This window comes from Streptomyces sp. NBC_01808 (genome assembly GCF_035917395.1).
GTDB lineage: Bacteria > Actinomycetota > Actinomycetes > Streptomycetales > Streptomycetaceae > Streptomyces.
On the sequence record NZ_CP109072.1, the window covers coordinates 3,035,891 to 3,053,642 of the forward strand.

Below are 17,752 nucleotides of genomic sequence, written 5' to 3' on the forward strand. Positions count from 1 at the left end.
CGCTCAGGTGCAGTAGTGCTACCCCCCCCCAATTCGTTCCGGTGCGCCCTTGCCGTCGTGCATACGGTCATGCAAAGTCGTCGTGCAGTGAATAGGACATCGGATCCGGAGGTGGGATGGTCTCCGCCGACGCGGGCGCCAGGCTGCAGAAGCTCTTCGAGGGGCGCCGGCTGACGCCGACCCAGCGCCGTATCGCGCACTGCATGGTGCGCAGGGCCGCCGACGCACCGTTCCTGTCCAGCGTGGAGCTGGCCGAGCTGGCCGGGGTGAGCCAGCCGTCCGTGACCCGCTTCGCCGTCGCCCTCGGCTTCGACGGCTACCCGGCGCTGCGCCGCGCCCTGCGCGAGGCAGGGCTCGGCGAGCCGGCGGGGCGGGCGGAGCGGAACGAGTACCAGCAGGCCGTCCACGCCGAGATCGAGAACCTGCGCAACCTCGCCGCGCTCCTCGCCGACCCCGCCCCCGTCGAGGACGCCGGCCGGCTGCTCGCCGCCTCCCGGCCGCTGCCCGTGCTCGGGCTGCGCGCCGCCGCGGCGCAGGCGCGCGGCTTCGCGTACTTCGCGGCGAAGGTCCACCCCGACATCCGGGTGCTCGACGAGGCCGGCTCGATGCTCGACGACCGCGTCGACGCCGCCGCCCGCGCCGGCGCCACGGCGCTGCTCTGCTTCGCGCTGCCGCGGCATCCGCGGGAGCTGTCGGACGCGCTGCGCGCGGCGCGGGCGACGGGGCTGACGGTGGTCACGGTGGCGGACAGCTCGTTCACGCCGGTCGCGCAGGACAGCGACGTGCTGCTGCCGGCGGCGGTGGGCACGGGGCTGTCGTTCGACACGGCGTGCGGGCCGATGCTGCTGGGGCGGGTGCTGCTGGAGGCGATGTGCGACGCGCTCCCGGAGGCGCAGGCGCGGCTGGAGGAGTTCGACGCGCGGGCGGCGGAGCGGGGGCTGTTCCTGGACTGAGGCGTACGAGGAGCGCGGCGGACCGGGAGCGCGGGCGCGGGGCGCACGGCGGGTGCCGCACGCGAGGCGCGCGCCCGCCGCGAAGCGCATGCCGGACGCGAAACGCATGTCCTACGAGCCGCACGCCCGCCCGCGTCGCCGTACGCCCCGGCCCCCGCCCGCGTACGCCCCCTGCCCGCTACCCCCGCTCCCCCACCGCCGTCTGCTCAGCGTCCGTCTCCGACTCCGCCAGCCGCCGCCTGCGCCGGTGCTTCAGCAGCGCCCACGGCCCGCGGCCGCCCGTCGGCCCCACCGGGGCGACCTCCGTGCCGCTCTCGCCCGCCGCCTGGGCCGCGGCCTTGGCCACCGGCAGGTAGCCCTCGTCGCGGCGGACGTCCGGGCGCTCCTCCTCCGCCGGCCACATGCCGAGCGCCGCGGAGAGGGTGGGCAGCAGGGCCATCGCGGCGGTGGCGTAGCCCTCCGCCGAGGGGTGGTAGTTGTCGGGCCCGAACAGCTCGCGCGGGTTGGCCGCGAACTCCGGCCCCAGCAGCGTGCCCAGCGACACCGTGCGCCCGCCGCGGTCGAGCACGGCGATGGTCTGCGCCGCGGCGAGCTGCCGGCTCAGCCGGCGGGCCAGCCAGCGCAGCGGCTGCTGCACCGGCTCGATCGTGCCGAGGTCCGGGCAGGTGCCGACGACGACCTCCGTGCCGGCGTCGCGCAGCCGCGCGACGGCGTCCGACAGGCAGCGCACGGACACCGCCGGGGGCACCCGGTGGGTGACGTCGTTGGCGCCGACCATGATGACCGCGACGTCGGGCCGCAGCCCCTCCTCGTCCAGCAGCAGCGTCACCTGCCGGTCGAGGTCGTCGGACTGCGCCCCGGAGAGCGCCACGTTGCGCAGGTCCACCGGCCGCTCCGCGATCGCCGCGAGCCCGGAGGCGAGCAGCGCCCCCGGCGTCTGCCGGGGGCGGTAGACGCCCTGGCCGGCGGCGGTGGAGTCGCCGAGGAACGCCAGCAGCACCGGCCGCACGCCACGTCTGCGGCCGAAGGCCGCCCCGTACCGCCCGTCGGCCCGCGGCGGCTCCTCGTCGCTGCCGCCCACCCGGCGCCGCGCCAGGTGCACCTCCGCGACCAGCACCCCCAGCGTCGCACCGCCGAGCAGGCCGATGCCCCCGCCGCCGTACGCCGCCGCCGCGGCGATCCGGCGTGCCGCCCTCGCCCTGGTCATCGACATCGCCTCTCCGTTCCGCGCCGGCCCCCGGGTGCCGCGCCGTGTCCGTACGTACCGCTGCCGCCAGGTCCGTACGACCGTGTCCGAACCGTCGCCGCCCCTGTCCCTTTTCCTGTCCCTTGTGCCAGTCCCTGTCCGCCGTCAGTCCCCTCCCCTTCTCTGTCCTACGCCGTCTCCCCCTCCGGTCCGCGACGGCGCGCGGGCACCCGCCCTCCGGCGCGGTCTACGCGCGTGCTAACACTTTGTTGCCCGGCCTTGTGCCCGGCTCAATCACCCGCGGCGGAAGCCGTACGCTGGGCTCGCCCCGAGAGCCACGGACCCTGGAGTGAGCGGTGCAGTATCACGAGTCGATCACCGACCTGGTGGGCAACACGCCCCTGGTCAGGCTGGGCCGCGTGACCCAGGGCATCCGGGCGACGGTGCTGGCGAAGATCGAGTACTTCAACCCCGGCGGCTCGGTGAAGGACCGCATCGCGCTGCGCATGATCGAGGCCGCCGAGCGCTCGGGCGCGCTGCGGCCGGGCGGCACGATCGTCGAGCCGACGTCGGGGAACACCGGCGTGGGGCTTGCGATGGTGGCCCAGCAGAAGGGCTACAAGTGCATCTTCGTCTGCCCTGACAAGGTGTCCACCGACAAGATCAACGTGCTGCGGGCGTACGGCGCGGAGGTCGTCGTCTGCCCGACCGCCGTCGACCCCGAGCACCCGGACTCGTACTACAACGTCTCCGACCGCCTGGTCCGCGAGACCCCCGGCGCCTGGAAGCCCGACCAGTACAGCAACCCGGACAACCCGGCGTCCCACTACCACTCCACGGGCCCCGAGCTGTGGACGCAGACCGACGGCCGCATCACCCACTTCGTCGCGGGCATCGGCACCGGCGGCACGATCTCCGGCACCGGCAAGTATCTGAAGGAAGCCTCCGACGGCGCCGTGCAGATCGTCGGAGCCGACCCCGAGGGCTCGGTGTACTCCGGCGGCTCGGGCCGCCCGTACCTGGTCGAGGGCGTCGGCGAGGACTTCTGGCCGGACGCCTACGACCGCGGGGTCGCGGACGAGATCGTCGCCGTCTCCGACAAGGACTCCTTCCGCATGACCCGCCGGCTGGCCCGCGAGGAGGGCCTGCTCGTCGGCGGCTCCTGCGGGATGGCGGTGGTCGCCGCGCTGCGGGTGGCGGAGCGGCTGGACGAGAACGGCGTGGTCGTCGTCCTGCTCCCGGACAGCGGCCGCGGCTACCTGTCGAAGATCTTCAACGACGACTGGATGGCGGACTACGGCTTCCTGGAGGAGGCCGGCGCCGCGAGCGTCGCCGACGTGCTGCGGGACAAGGAGGGCAGCATGCCGTCGCTGGTGCACATGCACCCGGAGGAGACGGTGGGCGAGGCGATCGAGGTGCTGCGCGAGTACGGCGTCTCGCAGATGCCGGTCGTCAAGCCCGGCGCGGGCCACCCGGACGTGATGGCGGCGGAGGTCGTCGGCTCGATCGTGGAACGGGAGCTGCTGGACGCCCTGTTCACCCGCAAGGCGGAACTTGACCACCCCCTGGAACTGCACATGTGCCCCCCGCTCCCGCAGGTCGGCTCGGGCGAACCGGTGGCGGACCTGGTCGCGGTCCTGGAGCGCGCGGACGCGGCGGTGGTGCTGGTGGAGGGCAAGCCGACGGGCGTGGTGTCCCGCACGGACCTGCTGGCGTACCTGGCGAAGGGCGCCGGCACGGCGTGAAGTCGCCACGTTGTCCACACCCTTCGAACACGTGTCACCACGCACCGCTACCATGCGTGCGTATCCCGGTGACGACACGTGCGGAGGGACAGATTGGCGGACCGACTCGCAGTCGACGGTGACGAACTAGAGCGCTTCATGCGCTTGTTGAAGCGCTCGGTGCAGTCGCTCGAAGGGGTCCACAAGGCCCTGCGCGACTCCACCATCAGCGGACTGGGTACGGACGACCTCGATGACGCGTGCCAGGACTTCCAGGACGACTGGAAGTACGGGACCGGGCAGATCGGGGAACAGGTAGAGGAACTGGCGGAGATCGTCGGGGACAGCAAGGAGAGCTACGCCGAGGTCGACAAAGCCCTGGAAGAGAACCTGACGAAGGCTGCCCAGGGAGGCGGTACATGACGAACGACGGAACTGCCGGCTTAGATGGCACCGTGCCCCTGCAACCGGGAGCCAAGCCCGCCGAGTTGGTCCCGCCCGACCAGGCGTGGCGCGGCGACCAGCCGCAGGGCCTGCAGCCCGGCACGGTCCCGGATACCTACCCGCACCTCGGCTTCAACCCTGCACCCGGCAGCACCGATACCGTCCACACGCTGCGTGCCAAGCTGATCAAGTGCGCGGACGTGCTCGACGAAACCCGCGACATGATCACCAAGCTGATGGACGGCAGCTACTGGAAGGGCGACGCGGCCGTCGCCTTCCGCGAACAACTGGAGGACGGCCCGCTCCCCCTGAACCTCCGCAACGCCGCACGCTCCATCAGAAAAGCCGCCCATCAGCTCGACGGCTGGGAATCCGACCTCGGCGACTTCCAGCGCCGCGCCAAGCGCCTCAACGACCGCGCCCGCGAAGCGCGGCAGACTCTCGACGAGGCGGAATCCCGCGCGGGGGCGGCAAAGCAGGACGCCGTGGAATCCGGCGACGGCGACGGGCAGCGCGAGGGCCAGGACGGCCGTGACGAGGCGAAGGCGACGATGCGGCGCCTGGACGCGGCGGTGGACGACGCGCAGGCGGAGCTGGAGCGCATCCTGTCGCGGGCGCGCGCGCTCGCCTGGGAGCACGAGAACGAGGCGAGCACCCGAGCGGACAAGATCCGCGACGCCACGGACAAACTGGCCCCCCAGGAACCGGGCTTCTTCGCCAAGGCAGCAGCCTGGATCAAGGAGAACCTCCCGGACATCCTCAGTATCGCGGCAGGTGTGGTGGCCCTGGCCGCGCTGACGATCGTCACGGGCGGCACGGCAACGGCCATCTTGCTGTTGATGGCGGCAGGGCTGAGCGCGGGCGCACTGGCGATGCGGTTCTCAGATCCGGAAGTGCGGGCATCGCTATGGAACGGCATCACGAAGGGCGAATTCGACGCGGACTTCTTCTCCAACCTGACAGGCGTGGGTGCCGACGCTCTCGGCATGGTGCCCGGCCTGGCTGCGGTAGGCCAGGGAATCAAACTCGGCGTGGGCGCTATTCGGACAGGATCCGCAGCTCTGTCACTCGGCCAGAGAATTAGCACCGTAGGCAGCCACGTAATAACAGAAGCGCGAGCTATCAGTGCACTGGACAACCCGACGGTGGCCTGGATTGTCCACAGTACAAGGATGCCGCCCTCAGCACCCAAAGCCATAGAGGTAACCGCGGCTTCCATCGGGGTGGCCTCCGGAGGAATCAACCTGCTCGGCACCAAGGTGGACGCCCTCGACAACGAAGGCGTCAGTAATTCGGGATCCATCTTCGGTGGCCTTGAGATTGCCGGAGTCAGCAGTGGGGATCTCATAAATGTCATCCCTCGCGTCTTCCCCTGACACACCTCCCGACCATGCCTCAAGGAGGTTTAACGTGCACCCAGCCAACAACCCCACAGCATGGGAACACCCGCCGACCCGGCGCGCCTGGGCCAAGCAGACGACGATCAGTGTCCTTGCCTTCATCGGTTGGTTCCTGAGCCCTTGGTGCTTGCTGATCCTTCTCCTCGCGTTCTACTCGCTCGCACTCAGCATCTTCATCATCATTCTCATGGGCTACGGTGCGTATCGCGCCAAAATTCAGCCTGCTCAAATCCTCGCCAACGTCCGAATCCGCAGAGTCCTTCGGGCCTATCCCTGGCGTCTCGACGATATCCCCTACAGTTTCCCCACCCTCCCCGGAGGAACGCCGACGAAGCTCTGCCTCACAATCCCCCACCCCGCGCAGCCGGGGGAAACGTTCCTGATGTACCAACACCTGCGTGACCTGCCCACATGGTGGACCAGAAGGATGGGACCCCGCGCCAAGCCTGAGCTGAAGGCTCAGTTGAAGCCCATCTGGTTCGTCGGCGATCCGCGCTTCTTCGGCGTCATCGCCGTCACCAAACCCGGAAGTGCCCCTGAAACCCCAGCACCAAAACGCATGCACCTAATCGTCCAGGTCGGAGAGACGAAGCAAACGGCACCCATCGACGTCAACTCGTGGCAGGCTTCCCCCGAGGATCTCGCTCACGCACGGCAAGCCATTGGTTGGCGAGGCCCCCGTGGCTGAAGACCAGAACACCTACATCCTCAGCGACTCCGCCACCGCGCCCGACCGTGACGCGTGGTTCGCGTTGCCAGCCGGGTTCACCACCCTGCCGCTCGATGTCCTCACCGCCCCCGTCGGCAGCCCCGGTGCCTCGCGGCTGCGGGAGGTGGTCGATGACCTTCTCGCCGGGGTTCCCGACGGAGTCGGTCGGCAGCAAGTCATCGGGCAGTTAGCAGGCGCTCAGCGGATGATGCTCGCCCTCCGCGAAGAAGGCGTCGTGCACTGTTCGCTGGGGCTCCATCGCGACGACGACGGCGACGGGCGCCTGCTCACCTCGTTCTTCACCTTCCGGTGGCAGGAGATCAGTCGCGCTCCCCGACACCTCACCGCCGCCCGTGCCGTCGCCGCAGGTCACGAACGTATCGAAGTCCTCGACCTCCCCTGCGGCCCCGCCGCCCTCGGCGAGGTGGCGAGGACCGTCGCGCCCGATCTCGGGCTCGCCGTCGAGCGGCTGCTGCAGATTCACGCCTATCTGCCCCACCCCGACGGCAGCCGGCTCGCCGTGCTCACCCTCACCACTCCCGCGCCGCACCGCCGCGCCCACTACCGCGCGATGCTGCACGACGTCGCCGAGCACGTCAGCTTCGACGACCCGATGGTCCACCTGCGAACAAACGTGTGACGCGGGGACCGCCGCACCCCCGGTGCGTGCACCAAGGGGCGGGACGACGGCGGTCCCCGCGTGGGGACGCGCGGGCCGGTCAGGCCGTGCCCTGCGTCCGGCGACCAGGAGGTCCGGGAGCCGCTCCGGAGAGTTCCTTGCCGACGTCCTCAACGATGCAGGACCCGTGTTAACCCCGTGCTGCGCCGGCGTGACGCCCTCGTACCGTTTGCGGAATCAACCGGTCCGCAGCCCCACGCCCCCAGGCCACACGGCCCCACCGCCCCACGGCCCCCAACCGAGCCTCACCGCCACCGCGGCTGCCGCAGCGGCAGCCCCGAGTCGCCCGACGCCGGGGTCCGTACCGCCAGGACCTGGTTCACGCCGATCCGGTTGTGCTCGAAGGACAGCGCCGACGCCGCCATGTACAGCCGCCACACCCGCGCCCGCCCCGGCGAGGTCAGGGCCACGGCCTCCGCCCAGCGGGCCTCCAGGTTCGCCACCCAGCGGCGCAGCGTCAGCGCGTAGTGCTCGCGCAGCGCCTGGGTGTCGCGCACCTCGAAGCCCGCGCGCTCCAACTGGTCCACCGTCGTGCTGAGCGGCGACAACTCCCCGTCGGGGAAGACGTACGCGTCGATGAACTCGTCGATGGCGTAGTCCTCTTCGTCCGCCAGCGGGCGGCGGGCGATCTGGTGGTTGAGCAGCCGGCCGCCGGGGCGCAGCAGCCGGTGGAGGCCGCGGGCGTACTCGCCGTAGCGCTGGGAGCCGACGTGCTCGGCCATGCCGATGGAGGAGATCGCGTCGTACGGGCCGTCCGCCGTCTCGCGGTAGTCCTGTACCCGGATCTCGATGCGGTCGCCGAGTCCGGCGTCGGCCACCCGCTTGCGCGCGTACGCGGCCTGCTCGCCGGAGAGCGTAATGCCGACGGCGCGTACGCCGTATTCGCGCGCCGCGTGCAGCACCATCGAGCCCCAGCCGCAGCCGACGTCGAGCAGCCGGTCGCCCTCCTTGAGGCCGAGCTTGCGGCAGACGAGGTCGAGCTTGGCGGCCTGGGCGTCCTCCAGGGTGCCGTCCTCGTGCCAGTAGGCGCAGGAGTAGACCATGGACGGGCCGAGGACGAGGGAGTAGAAGTCGTTGCCGACGTCGTAGTGGTGGCTGACGGCGGCCTTGTCGCGGCGCAGGGTGTGCAGGGCGCCGCGGACCTTGTGCCGGCGCACCTCCTCGGGCGGCGGCGGGGGCGGGGGCAGCGGCCGGGCGAGGGCGAGGGCGCCGCGGGCGGCTGCGGCGAGGCGGGCCGGGCGGGGGCGGGGGGCGTCGGGGCCGCGTTCCCAGAGGAGTCCGGCGACGCGGTCGAGGGCGGTGTAGAGGTCGCCTTCGACGTCGATTTCGCCGGCGACCCAGGCGCGGGCGAGGCCGAGTTCGCCGGGCCGCCACAGGATGCGGCGCAGCGCTCTGCGGTGGCGTACGACGAGGACGGGGGCGCCCTCGGGACCGGCTTCCGAGCGGTCCCAGGCGCGGATACGGATCGGCAGCGGGCCTCCGAGCAGCTCTTCCGCGAGGGCGGCGAGCCGGGGCGCGGCTCCGTGGGGCATGGCGCACCTCCGTGAGATGGGCAGGTGGTCGACGTGGTGTCCGCCGTTGCTGGACTACACGTAAACACCAAGACCCACCCCGGGAAGTCCCGTTGCCCGCCGGGGCGCGGGTACCAGCCGAAAAGAGCAGTCACGCGCCCTGCCCGGCGGACCGGGTGGGCGCTGACCGGCGGGTACCGGGGAGGTCAGGAGGCGCGGGCCGCCTCCCGGCTGTGCTCCTCACGGCCGCGCTCGTCGCGGCTGTCCTCGGCGGGCGGCAGGCCGGCGGCGCCGCGGGCCTGCTCCTGCTCCCGCGTCGCCTCTGCTTCGCGTACGGACTGGTCGTGCTGGGCCCGGGCGGCGGCGGTGACCGGCGCGGCGGCCTCGTAGAACTCGTCCCGCGGCGACTCCATGGCACCCAGCGAGACGACCTCGCGCTTGAGGAAGACGCCGAGCGTCCAGTCCATGAAGACCCGGATCTTGCGGTTCCAGGTGGGCACGGCGAGGCCGTGGTAGCCGCGGTGCATGTACCAGGCGAGGCGGCCCTTGAACTTCAGGGACCTGCCGAGCACGTTGATCATCGCGACGCCCTTGTGCAGGCCGAGCCCGGCGACGGCGCCCTTGTTCTTGTGCCGGTACTGGCGCTGCGGGAAGCCGCGCAACTCCGCCACGACGTTGTCGCCGAGGAGCTTGGCCTGCCGCAGGGCGTGCTGGGCGTTCGGCGGGCACCAGGCGTTCTCGACGCCGGCGGCGCGGGCGGCGAGGTCGGGGATCTGGGCGTTGTCGCCGGCGGCCCAGATGTAGTCGGTGCCCTGGACCTGGAGGGTGGCGGCGGTGTCGACGTGCCCCTTGGGGCCGAGCGGCAGGCCGTACTCCTTCAGCACCGGGTGCGGCTTGACGCCCGCGGTCCACACGATGGTGTGGGAGTCGACCTCCAGGCCGTTCTTGAGCACGACGCGGCCGTCGACGCACGACTCCAGGGAGGTGTCGAGGTAGACCTCGATGCCGCGCTGCTGGAGGTGCTTCAGACCCCACTTGCCGAGCGCGGGACCGACCTCCGGGAGGATCTTGTCGGCGGCGTCGACGAGGACGAAGCGCATGTCCTCGCGCTTGATCGAGGGGTAGTACTTGGCGGCGTCACGCGCCAGGTCCTCGATCTCGCCGATGGTCTCGGCGCCGGCGAACCCGCCGCCGACGAAGACGAAGGTGAGGGCCTTGCGCCGGGTGTCGGCGTCGTTGGTGGACTCCGCCTTGTCGAGCTGCTCCAGCACGTGGTTGCGGAGCCCGATGGCCTCCTCGACACCCTTCATGCCGATGCCGTTCTCGGCGAGGCCGGGGATCGGGAAGGTACGGGACACGGCGCCGAGCGCGACGATCAGGTAGTCGAACGGCACCTCGTAAGGAGTGCCGACGATGGGTGCGACAACCGCGACCTTGCGGTCCTGGTCGATGGAGGTGACCCGGCCGGTGAGCACCTCGGCGCCGGGGAGGACCTGGCGCAGCGGCACCACGACGTGCCGGGGGGAGATGCTGCCGGCGGCCGCCTCGGGGAGGAAGGGCTGGTACGTCATGTACGAGCGCGGGTCGACGACGGTGACCGACGCCTCCCCGTACCGCATCTTCTTCAGGATGCGGCGCGCCGCGTAAAGGCCGACGTAACCGCCGCCTACTACGAGGATCCTGGGACGCTCCGTAGTGCTCATGATTCGAGTATCCCCCCGGTACCGGAGGGGTGCTCGTGAGGGGGTTCACAAGCTCCACCCCCGATGGTGCTACACTGCGCCGCCGCATCTTGTGCGCTCGCCACGGACCGCGGGCCGGTTTTCGGCGACAGGCCCTTGAGCTGGGATTTCGAGCCCGCGACGCACAGATGTCACTCTGACGCAAAGCGCCTGTCACACGCCGCGCGGGGCCGCGGAGTCCAGGATTCGAGCCAGAAGGCCAAATCCGCACCGGAAGCATGTGAATAACTTCACGAACTTGGTTCGTCCGGTACGAGCCGACTCGTGAAACCGGCGTCGCGCAGCCGCTCGTACGCTGCGGCCACGTCGTCGGGGATGTGCTGTTCGATCATGAACCCCTGCCGCGGGTAGACCATGAGCCGCTGCTGTGCGCCGGCCAGCATGTCGAGCACCAAGCGCGCGTCGCCGATGGAGTCGACGTATCCGGTCAGTGTCATGGGTGTCGAGGCGCTGACCCACTCGACTTCTGGCCACAGCTTGCGTGCGGTCGCGTAGGCCCGTCGTTCCTCGTACGGCTTGCTAATCAGCATGACAGACGCCACAGGGACGCCCTGCTCTTCGAGCAGCACGCGGGAGAAGCGGATGTTCTCCCCCGTGTTCCGGGCTCGCGACTCGACGAGGATCGCACCGGCCGGCACCCCCAGCGCCACCGCCCGCTCGCGGTAGTGCTCGGCCTCCCCACGCGGCACGCGGTCGCGGGTGGTGCGGCTGGTCGCCCCGGTGAAGACGATCAGCGGCATCATGCCCAGGTGATAGAGGTCGGCGGTCGTGTCCGCGACTCCGAGGTCATGGCTTCCGAGTCCGATGGCAACAGAGCACGGGCGCGGCTCGTGGCCCATCTGCTGGAAGTCCCAGAGCCGTTGCGCGTCGGCCCATGCCTGCGCTGAGATCACGTGCTCTCGCCCTCCGCTGTCGCCGAGTCGGGGACCTTGAAGTCGTAGGTCCATGCGAAGCGCGTCGCCGCGTGAACGCCGATCGCGAACTCCACGACGGTGCCGTCAGCCGTGTAGGTCGTCCGGTGCAGCTCCACCACCCATTCGCCCGGTGCGAGCCGGAGGAGCTGCACTTCGTCCGCCGTGGGGATGCGTGCGAACAGCGTTTCCTGCATGTGGTCGATTTCGTATCCGGCGTCATACAGGACACGGAAGCCGCCGCCCCGGCCGGCGGGCCCCGGCGCCGGGTCGACGATGCGCGTCCCTTCCACATGCTCGGGACGGTAATAGCTGGTCAGGGTGTGCGTCGGCTGTGAGCCTTCCTTGACCACACGCGCGCGGGCGTAGACCTCCGCGCCTTCCGGCAAGCCGTGCGCCTGAGCGACGGTGGCCGAGGCAGGCACACGGCTGACGGTCTGAGTCTGTTCGTTCCGCTTGTACGTGCGTCCGGACGCCACACGGTCCGCGATGAACGCCACTTCATCACCGTCGCGCCACTTGGCCTTGTCGTATCGCGCGATACCGAGCCGCTTGAGCGGGGCCCGCTCGCGGACGACCGTGCCGTGTCCGCGCGACGACGTGACCAGTCCTTCGACTTCCAACGCCTTGTAGGCCGCGTGGACCGTGGACTTCGAGCCTTCCCCCGCTTCCACGAGGTCCCTGATCTGCGGCAACTGGGCACCTGGCATGTACTCGCCGCTCCTGATCTGTTCGGCCAGCCGGTCCGCAAGCTCTCGCCACTTGGGCGCCATACAGCACTCCTCTCGACAGCGACAGTGAACCACAGTCCCAGGACTGTTGACTGTCCTAGGACTACGTGCCATAGTCTTGCTCAATCGACTTGCAGTCCTAGGACAGCGAGTGCCAGGGCGCTGTCGGTGCGCCCCCCACGCCCGAGGATGTGACTACACGTGAAATCGCGTTCGTTCCCTCGCAGCGCTGCAGCCGTCGGCCACGCACGAACATTCGTAGCGGGTTGCATCCAGCGATGCGCTCCCGAGCAGGCCGACGACATCCGCGTGTGCGTCTCCGAACTGGCCACGAACGCCTTACAGCACACCCCCATTGGCCGCCGCTTCCTCGTTCAGATCACCTGCAGCGACAACGTAGTACGCCTCGAGGTACACGACGCCAGCACCAACACCCCCCACCCGTGCGCGCCGGCAGACACCGACGACCGCGGCCGTGGGCTGCTGCTCGTTTCCGCATTCGCGGACGACTGGGGAGTGTCCGACCGCACCGGCCCCGGCAAGGTCGTATGGGCCGAGTTCAAGATCAGGCAGCCGGCAGAGGCAACGTGTTAGCGGCGCGGCATCGTCCTGACTACCCGACTGAGGAGGAAGTGTGAGCAGCTACCCGGTATCGCCGAACACCGTCCTTGCCAACGCGCTTTCACATGCTCAGGACGTCCTCACACCTCGCGTCCTCGACGCGACACCCGAGCGGATCGTGTTCGTCGTCGGGACGCAGATCAACGGGGCGCCTCACATCGGCACGTCACTCGTCCAGTCCCTCACCTTCGCCACGGCAGCACGGGTGCGCGAACAGTTCGGCGTGCCGGTCGAGGTGCGGTTCGCCGCGCTGGACAACGCCCCACACACCATCGTCACGGCCCCCGAGACCGGTCACGGGTACATGCGCACCTACGTGCACGCTCTCGGCGCGCAGGCCATCACCGAGCAGATCGACGCCCTGTACCGACCGCTCTTCGCCGCGCTCTCCGAGCGCCTGGCGGTTCCGTACGGCGTCGAGACCTACAGCCGGCAGCAGGCCACCGAGCACTACCGGCGCACGTGGCTGCGCGTCCTGCCCCGTATGAACGCGGCCCGCTGGTGGCTCGCCCCCTCGACCGGCGTCGCTCACCTCCGCGTGCCGTGCCCCGCATCGGGATGCGGCTGGTCCGAGAAGTACGCCGAGCGCACGCGCGTACGCAACAGCAGCCGCGCGGACGCGGTCGTGACGGCCGAGTGCCTGCGCCATGGCGCGTACGAAGTCACCATCGCTCCTGCCGGTGAGCGGGTACCTCGACCTCGCCACCCTCTACCGGAACCTCGTGAAAGAGCTGTCCCTCGGCGACAAGCACAGCGGCACGCTGCACGTGATGGTCAAGGGCGGCGACTGGGTGTTCGGCTCGCAGCTCGTCGACGGCGCCCTACAGGCCGTCGGCCTCGCCCCGGAGCAGCTTCCCGCCCGGTTGTTCTGCCCGCAGGTCGTCACGGACACCGGCACCAAGCTGTCGAAATCCCTCATTCGGGAAGGGCAAGCGCCCTCGCCGGACGGCGCGGCGCCGTGGATGCTCGACACCCGAGAATGGCCCGGCACGTTAGCCGACTACGTCGAGCGCCTGCTCGGCATGACCGAGATCGTGCTCTCAGACCCACGGCACTTCTTCCGTTCGTACTCGGCCGGCGAAGTCGGCCGGATGATGTCCGCACCAGCGACTAGGAGCGTTCCCGCCCCATGACCGGAACCACGGCTCGCGTTCACGAGCTGAACCTCTACCGGCGATATTTCGATCTTGTCGCAGCGGGGAGAAAATCCATCGAGGTAAGGGTCAACTATCCGCACCTCGCCGACCTCGCCGACCTCGCCGCGGGCGACGTGATCCGGTTCCGGGTCAAAGGCACCGAGGAAACCGTCGACGTACGGGTCACCAGGGTCACCGAATACCCGACCTTCGCGGCGCTGCTCGACGGCGAGGGCCCGGAGAACGTCAACCCGACAGCCTCGCGCGAGCAGCAGCTCGCGAACATGCGGAGCATCTACGGCCCTGAAAAGGAAGCACTCGGCGCCCTCGCCATCAGCATCACCCGCGTTACGGCAGGTCAGCGGCCTCGATCAGGCTGAGGCGGACCGGTATGCGATCCCGTCCAGGATGTCGTGTTCGCTGACGATCACCTCGGGGGCGCCCGTGCGCTCCATGACCGACAGCAGGACCAGTGCTCCCGCGGCGATCACGTCGACGCGGCCCGGGTGCATGACCGGGATGGCGGCTCGTTCCTCGTGGGTGGCCTTGAGCAGGGAGTTCGTGATGTCGCGGATGCGGGCCACCGGGACGCGGGCGTGGTGCAGGGCCATCGTGTCGTAGGCGGGGAGGTCCATGGCGATGCCCGCGACCGTGGTGACCGAGCCGGCGAGGCCGACCAGGGTGGCGGTGTCGCGGAGCGGGACCGCGGCTTCCGCGGTGTCGAGGGCCGCGGCGATGTCGGCCTTCGCCGCCTCGATCTGCGCCGGCGTCGGGGGGTCGGCGAAGTGGTGGCGTTCGGTGAGGCGGACGCAGCCGATGTCGACGGAGCGGGCCGCCGCCACGTCGTCCGTGCCGGCGACGAACTCCGTCGAGCCGCCGCCGATGTCGACCACCAGGTACGGCCCCGGCACCCGTCCCGACAGCTCCTTCGTCGCGCCCGTGAAGGCCAGCGCGGCCTCCTCGTCGCCGGTGATGACCTCCGGGCGGACCCGGAGGATCTCCTCCACGCCGCGGGCGAAGTCCTCGCGGTTCTCCGCGTCGCGCGAGGCGGAGGTGGCGACGAACCGGGTACGGACCGCGCCCAGCCGCTCGATGATCTCCGCGTACCGGCGGCAGGCCGCGAAGGTCCGCTCCAGCGCCTCGGGCGCCAGCCGGCCCGTACGGTCCACGCCCTGGCCCAGCCGGACGATCTCCATCCGGCGGTCCAGGTCCTTCACTTCGCCGGACCGCGTGTCGACGTCCGCGACCAGCAGGCGGATCGAATTCGTACCGCAGTCCACGGCAGCCACTCGGGTCATGCCTCATCCTCCCCGGATTCCTCTGGCGTCACGCACGGGCCCTTGGCCCACCACTCCGGCAGCATCGCCAGCGCCTCGTCCCCCAGCGGGTTCACCCCGGGCCCCGCCGCCAGCGCGTGCGCGACCAGCACGTGCAGGCACTTCACCCGGTCCGGCATCCCGCCCGCGCTCGGGAAGCCTGCCAGCTCGGCGATCGCGTCGCGGCGGGCGAGGTAGTCCTCGTGGGCCGCGCGGTACGCCGCCGCCAGCTCCGGGTCCGCCGCCAGCCGGGCCGTCATCTCCTTCATCACGCCGTCCGCCTCCAGCGTGCCGATCGCGGAGTTCGCGCGCGGGCACGTCAGGTAGTACAGCGTCGGGAACGGCGTGCCGTCGGGCAGCCGCGGGGACGTCTCCACGACATCCGGGTTGCCGCACGGGCAGCGGTGCGCCACGGCGCGCAGGCCGCGCGGGGCGCGGCCCAACTGCGCGGCCACGGCGGCGGCGTCGGCCGCGGTGGCGGGGGTGTGCTCGCTGGGCGGCGGGGGCTTGTCCATCTCTCCTCGTTCAGCCGGGCGGTCGGCTTCCGGCGTCAGGCGTCAGGCGGCCTGCGTCAGGCCGGCGTACCGCGGCGGGCGCAGGTTCGCGTACGTACGCGCCTCAGCGCCGGCCGTCCGCGGCGTCCAGGCCGTCCCACAGGTTCTCGTACCACGGCCTGTCCACCGCCTCCCCCTCCTCGCCGGAGCGGGCGGAGCCGGTGCCGTCGCGCATCAGGTAGCCGGTCTCGCCGGGCAGGACGTAGTGCAGGTGCTCGCGAGCCTGCCGGCGCACGTACTCCGGGTCGTTCCACCGGGACTTCTCGTCCCGCAGCTCCTCGACCCGCTGCTCGGCCTGCGCCTTCTCCCGCTCCAGCTCGGCGACCTCGGCGCGCTGGGCGATGTACTGGCGCAGCGGGTACGCGAGCGCCACCACCAGCGAGCAGACGACGAGCGCGAGCACCGCGGCCCGCCCCGTCAGCCGGCTGCGGCGCGGCGGGCGCGCGCGGTAGACGCGCTCCGAGACCCGGCTGACGGCCTGCTCGCCGAGCAGCTTGAGCCGGGTGGTGGTGGAGAAGCGCTCCCTGGCCATGTGCGTCGCGTCCTCCCCGGGCGGCAAGCGGTGGTCGGCCCCGGTCGCACCTTACGCGGTGCGGCCGGGGCCGGGTGCGTCCGACGCCGATGTCGTACGGGTCGGTCCGTTCAGCCGTTCTTGTAGCGGGGGAAGGCGCTGCGGCCCGCGTACTCGGCGGCGTCGTCGAGGATCTCCTCGATGCGCAGGAGCTGGTTGTACTTGGCGACCCGCTCGGAGCGGGCGGGGGCGCCGGTCTTGATCTGGCCGCAGTTCGTGGCGACGGCCAGGTCGGCGATGGTGACGTCCTCGGTCTCGCCGGAGCGGTGGGACATCATGCACTTGAAGCCGTTGCGCTGCGCCAGCTCGACGGCATCCAGGGTCTCGGTGAGCGAGCCGATCTGGTTGACCTTCACCAGCAGCGCGTTGGCCGAGCCCTCGTCGATGCCGCGCTGCAGCCGCTCGGGGTTGGTGACGAAGAGGTCGTCGCCGACGATCTGCACCTTGTCGCCGAGGCGCTCGGTCAGCACGTGCCAGCCGGCCCAGTCGTCCTCGAACAGCGGGTCCTCGATGGACACCAGCGGGTAGTCCGCGACGAGCTGCTCGTAGTACTCCGTCATCTCGGCGGCGGAGCGGCCCTTGCCCTCGAAGACGTACACGCCGTCCTTGTAGAACTCGGAGGCGGCGACGTCGAGCGCGAGGGCGACGTCCTGGCCCGCGGTGTAGCCGGCCTTCTGGATCGCCTCGATGATGAGGTCCAGCGCGTCCCGGTTGGAGTCGAGGTTCGGCGCGAAGCCGCCCTCGTCGCCGAGTCCTGTGGACAGGCCGCGCTCCTTGAGGACGGCCTTGAGCTGGTGGTAGATCTCCGCGCCGCAGCGGACGGCCTCGGAGAACGACTCGGCGCCGATCGGCGCGATCATGAACTCCTGGATGTCCACGTTGGAGTCCGCGTGGCTGCCGCCGTTGAGGATGTTCATCATCGGCACGGGCAGCACGTGCGCGTTGGGGCCGCCGAGGTAGCGGAACAGCGGCAGGTCGGACGCCTCGGAGGCGGCGTGCGCGACGGCGAGCGAGACGCCGAGGATGGCGTTGGCGCCGAGGGAGGACTTGTCGGGGGTGGCGTCGAGGTCGAACATCGCCTGGTCGATGAGACGCTGCTCGGTGGCGTCGTAGCCGACGAGCTCGGGGCCGATCTGCTCGATGACCGCGAGCACGGCCTTCTCGACGCCCTTCCCGCCGTAGCGGGCCTTGTCCCCGTCGCGCAGCTCCAGGGCCTCGAAGGCGCCGGTGGAGGCGCCGGACGGAACGGCAGCACGGCCGGTGCTGCCGTCGTCGAGGCCGACCTCGACCTCGACCGTGGGGTTGCCGCGGGAGTCGAGAATCTCTCGGGCTACGACGACGTCGATGGACGGCACGGTGTCTCCTTCGGAGGGATTCGCTACGGGTTCCGCCCTGAGCCTAGCCGCCCCGGGTGACGGCCCCGGCGCGCACCCGGCCGCATTCCGCGGTACGAGACGGTTCGGGCCGGGGAGCGGGGAGGAGGACCGCGGTGGCGGGTGGCGTACGGCGTGGTCGTCCCGGCCCGCGCACCGGACGGGCCGGGACGGCCGCGCCGTACCGCGGC

The 17,752-nt window shown here is 70.8% G+C and carries 17 protein-coding genes and 1 pseudogene; 9 read left to right on the forward strand and 9 right to left on the reverse strand.

What is annotated here, in order from left to right; translation table 11 throughout:
• The first annotated feature begins 116 nt into the window (after window positions 1-116).
• Window positions 117-953, forward strand: coding sequence for a MurR/RpiR family transcriptional regulator (locus tag OG946_RS12905; RefSeq protein WP_326796254.1), 837 nt, complete (start codon window positions 117-119; stop codon window positions 951-953).
• 178 nt (window positions 954-1,131) lie between these two features.
• On the opposite strand, the gene OG946_RS12910 is transcribed toward OG946_RS12905, so the two are convergent.
• A complete protein-coding gene (locus tag OG946_RS12910) occupies window positions 1,132-2,166 on the reverse strand; it encodes an SGNH/GDSL hydrolase family protein (RefSeq protein ID WP_326796255.1) in 1,035 nt (344 codons plus the stop codon).
• A gap of 329 nt (window positions 2,167-2,495) precedes the next feature.
• On the opposite strand from OG946_RS12910, the gene OG946_RS12915 reads away from it, so the two are divergent.
• The 5 genes from OG946_RS12915 (at window position 2,496) to OG946_RS12935 (ending at window position 7,056) form a co-directional block, all read left to right on the forward strand.
• The gene (locus tag OG946_RS12915; protein WP_326796256.1) at window positions 2,496-3,884 is read left to right on the forward strand and encodes a cystathionine beta-synthase; all 1,389 of its coding nucleotides are present in this window, start codon (window positions 2,496-2,498) and stop codon (window positions 3,882-3,884) included.
• 138 nt (window positions 3,885-4,022) lie between these two features.
• A complete protein-coding gene (locus OG946_RS12920) occupies window positions 4,023-4,286 on the forward strand; it encodes a hypothetical protein (protein WP_442814341.1) in 264 nt (87 codons plus the stop codon).
• On the forward strand, window positions 4,283-5,683 hold the full coding sequence (locus OG946_RS12925) for a hypothetical protein (RefSeq protein ID WP_326796258.1): 1,401 nt from the start codon (window positions 4,283-4,285) through the stop codon (window positions 5,681-5,683). The genes OG946_RS12920 and OG946_RS12925 overlap by 4 nt, the downstream gene beginning before the upstream one ends.
• Before the next feature lie 34 nt (window positions 5,684-5,717).
• On the forward strand, window positions 5,718-6,395 hold the full coding sequence (locus OG946_RS12930) for a hypothetical protein (RefSeq protein WP_326796259.1): 678 nt from the start codon (window positions 5,718-5,720) through the stop codon (window positions 6,393-6,395).
• Entirely contained in the window at window positions 6,388-7,056 is a 669-nt protein-coding gene (locus tag OG946_RS12935) for a hypothetical protein (protein WP_326796260.1), read from the forward strand. The genes OG946_RS12930 and OG946_RS12935 overlap by 8 nt, the downstream gene beginning before the upstream one ends.
• A gap of 284 nt (window positions 7,057-7,340) precedes the next feature.
• On the opposite strand, the gene OG946_RS12940 is transcribed toward OG946_RS12935, so the two are convergent.
• The 4 genes from OG946_RS12940 to OG946_RS12955 all read right to left on the reverse strand — a co-directional run bounded on the left by OG946_RS12940 (window position 7,341) and on the right by OG946_RS12955 (window position 12,032).
• Window positions 7,341-8,627, reverse strand: coding sequence for a cyclopropane-fatty-acyl-phospholipid synthase family protein (locus tag OG946_RS12940; protein ID WP_326796261.1), 1,287 nt, complete (start codon window positions 8,625-8,627; stop codon window positions 7,341-7,343).
• Between the two features lie 185 nt (window positions 8,628-8,812).
• Complete coding sequence (locus OG946_RS12945) at window positions 8,813-10,309, reverse strand: NAD(P)/FAD-dependent oxidoreductase (protein ID WP_326796262.1); 1,497 nt, start codon at window positions 10,307-10,309, stop codon at window positions 8,813-8,815.
• Between the two features lie 269 nt (window positions 10,310-10,578).
• The gene (locus tag OG946_RS12950) at window positions 10,579-11,241 is read right to left on the reverse strand and encodes a YdcF family protein (protein ID WP_326796263.1); all 663 of its coding nucleotides are present in this window, start codon (window positions 11,239-11,241) and stop codon (window positions 10,579-10,581) included.
• Entirely contained in the window at window positions 11,238-12,032 is a 795-nt protein-coding gene (locus OG946_RS12955; RefSeq protein WP_326796264.1) for a GntR family transcriptional regulator, read from the reverse strand. The genes OG946_RS12950 and OG946_RS12955 overlap by 4 nt, the downstream gene beginning before the upstream one ends.
• A gap of 159 nt (window positions 12,033-12,191) precedes the next feature.
• Between OG946_RS12955 and OG946_RS12960 the strand changes: the two genes are divergently transcribed.
• From OG946_RS12960 to OG946_RS12970, 3 genes and pseudogenes are all read left to right on the forward strand, one after another.
• Window positions 12,192-12,584: an ATP-binding protein gene (locus tag OG946_RS12960; protein WP_326796265.1), complete on the forward strand. Its 393-nt coding sequence runs from the start codon at window positions 12,192-12,194 to the stop codon at window positions 12,582-12,584.
• Between the two features lie 40 nt (window positions 12,585-12,624).
• Window positions 12,625-13,744, forward strand: a pseudogene (locus OG946_RS12965) (hypothetical protein).
• Window positions 13,741-14,127 carry an ASCH domain-containing protein gene (locus OG946_RS12970; protein WP_326796266.1) on the forward strand — a complete coding sequence of 129 codons (387 nt, stop codon included), beginning with the start codon at window positions 13,741-13,743 and terminating at the stop codon, window positions 14,125-14,127. Before OG946_RS12965 ends, OG946_RS12970 begins: the two are co-directional and overlap by 4 nt.
• On the opposite strand, the gene OG946_RS12975 is transcribed toward OG946_RS12970, so the two are convergent.
• The 4 genes from OG946_RS12975 to eno form a co-directional block, all read right to left on the reverse strand.
• Window positions 14,119-15,045, reverse strand: coding sequence for a Ppx/GppA phosphatase family protein (locus tag OG946_RS12975; protein ID WP_326796267.1), 927 nt, complete (start codon window positions 15,043-15,045; stop codon window positions 14,119-14,121). The genes OG946_RS12970 and OG946_RS12975 overlap by 9 nt on opposite strands.
• Window positions 15,042-15,578, reverse strand: a complete 537-nt coding sequence (locus tag OG946_RS12980; RefSeq protein WP_326796268.1) for a DUF501 domain-containing protein — start codon at window positions 15,576-15,578, stop codon at window positions 15,042-15,044. Before OG946_RS12980 ends, OG946_RS12975 begins: the two co-directional genes overlap by 4 nt.
• 103 nt (window positions 15,579-15,681) lie before the next feature.
• Window positions 15,682-16,149, reverse strand: coding sequence for an FtsB family cell division protein (locus OG946_RS12985; RefSeq protein WP_047016127.1), 468 nt, complete (start codon window positions 16,147-16,149; stop codon window positions 15,682-15,684).
• Between the two features lie 110 nt (window positions 16,150-16,259).
• Entirely contained in the window at window positions 16,260-17,543 is a 1,284-nt protein-coding gene (gene eno / locus OG946_RS12990) for a phosphopyruvate hydratase (protein ID WP_047016128.1), read from the reverse strand.
• Window positions 17,544-17,752: the final 209 nt, after the last annotated feature.

Bases quoted from the DNA above. Each gene is read 5' to 3' on its own strand.
- OG946_RS12940 (WP_326796261.1), bottom strand. From the start codon at position 8,627: ATGCCCCACGGAGCCGCGCCCCGGCTCGCCGCCCTCGCGGAAGAGCTG.
- OG946_RS12920 (WP_442814341.1), top strand. From the start codon at position 4,023: ATGCGCTTGTTGAAGCGCTCGGTGCAGTCGCTCGAAGGGGTCCACAAG.
- OG946_RS12985 (WP_047016127.1), bottom strand. From the start codon at position 16,149: ATGGCCAGGGAGCGCTTCTCCACCACCACCCGGCTCAAGCTGCTCGGC.
- OG946_RS12910 (WP_326796255.1), bottom strand. From the start codon at position 2,166: ATGTCGATGACCAGGGCGAGGGCGGCACGCCGGATCGCCGCGGCGGCG.
- OG946_RS12955 (WP_326796264.1), bottom strand. From the start codon at position 12,032: ATGGCGCCCAAGTGGCGAGAGCTTGCGGACCGGCTGGCCGAACAGATC.
- OG946_RS12945 (WP_326796262.1), bottom strand. From the start codon at position 10,309: ATGAGCACTACGGAGCGTCCCAGGATCCTCGTAGTAGGCGGCGGTTAC.
- OG946_RS12970 (WP_326796266.1), top strand. From the start codon at position 13,741: ATGACCGGAACCACGGCTCGCGTTCACGAGCTGAACCTCTACCGGCGA.
- OG946_RS12980 (WP_326796268.1), bottom strand. From the start codon at position 15,578: ATGGACAAGCCCCCGCCGCCCAGCGAGCACACCCCCGCCACCGCGGCC.
- OG946_RS12925 (WP_326796258.1), top strand. From the start codon at position 4,283: ATGACGAACGACGGAACTGCCGGCTTAGATGGCACCGTGCCCCTGCAA.
- OG946_RS12905 (WP_326796254.1), top strand. From the start codon at position 117: ATGGTCTCCGCCGACGCGGGCGCCAGGCTGCAGAAGCTCTTCGAGGGG.
- OG946_RS12975 (WP_326796267.1), bottom strand. From the start codon at position 15,045: ATGACCCGAGTGGCTGCCGTGGACTGCGGTACGAATTCGATCCGCCTG.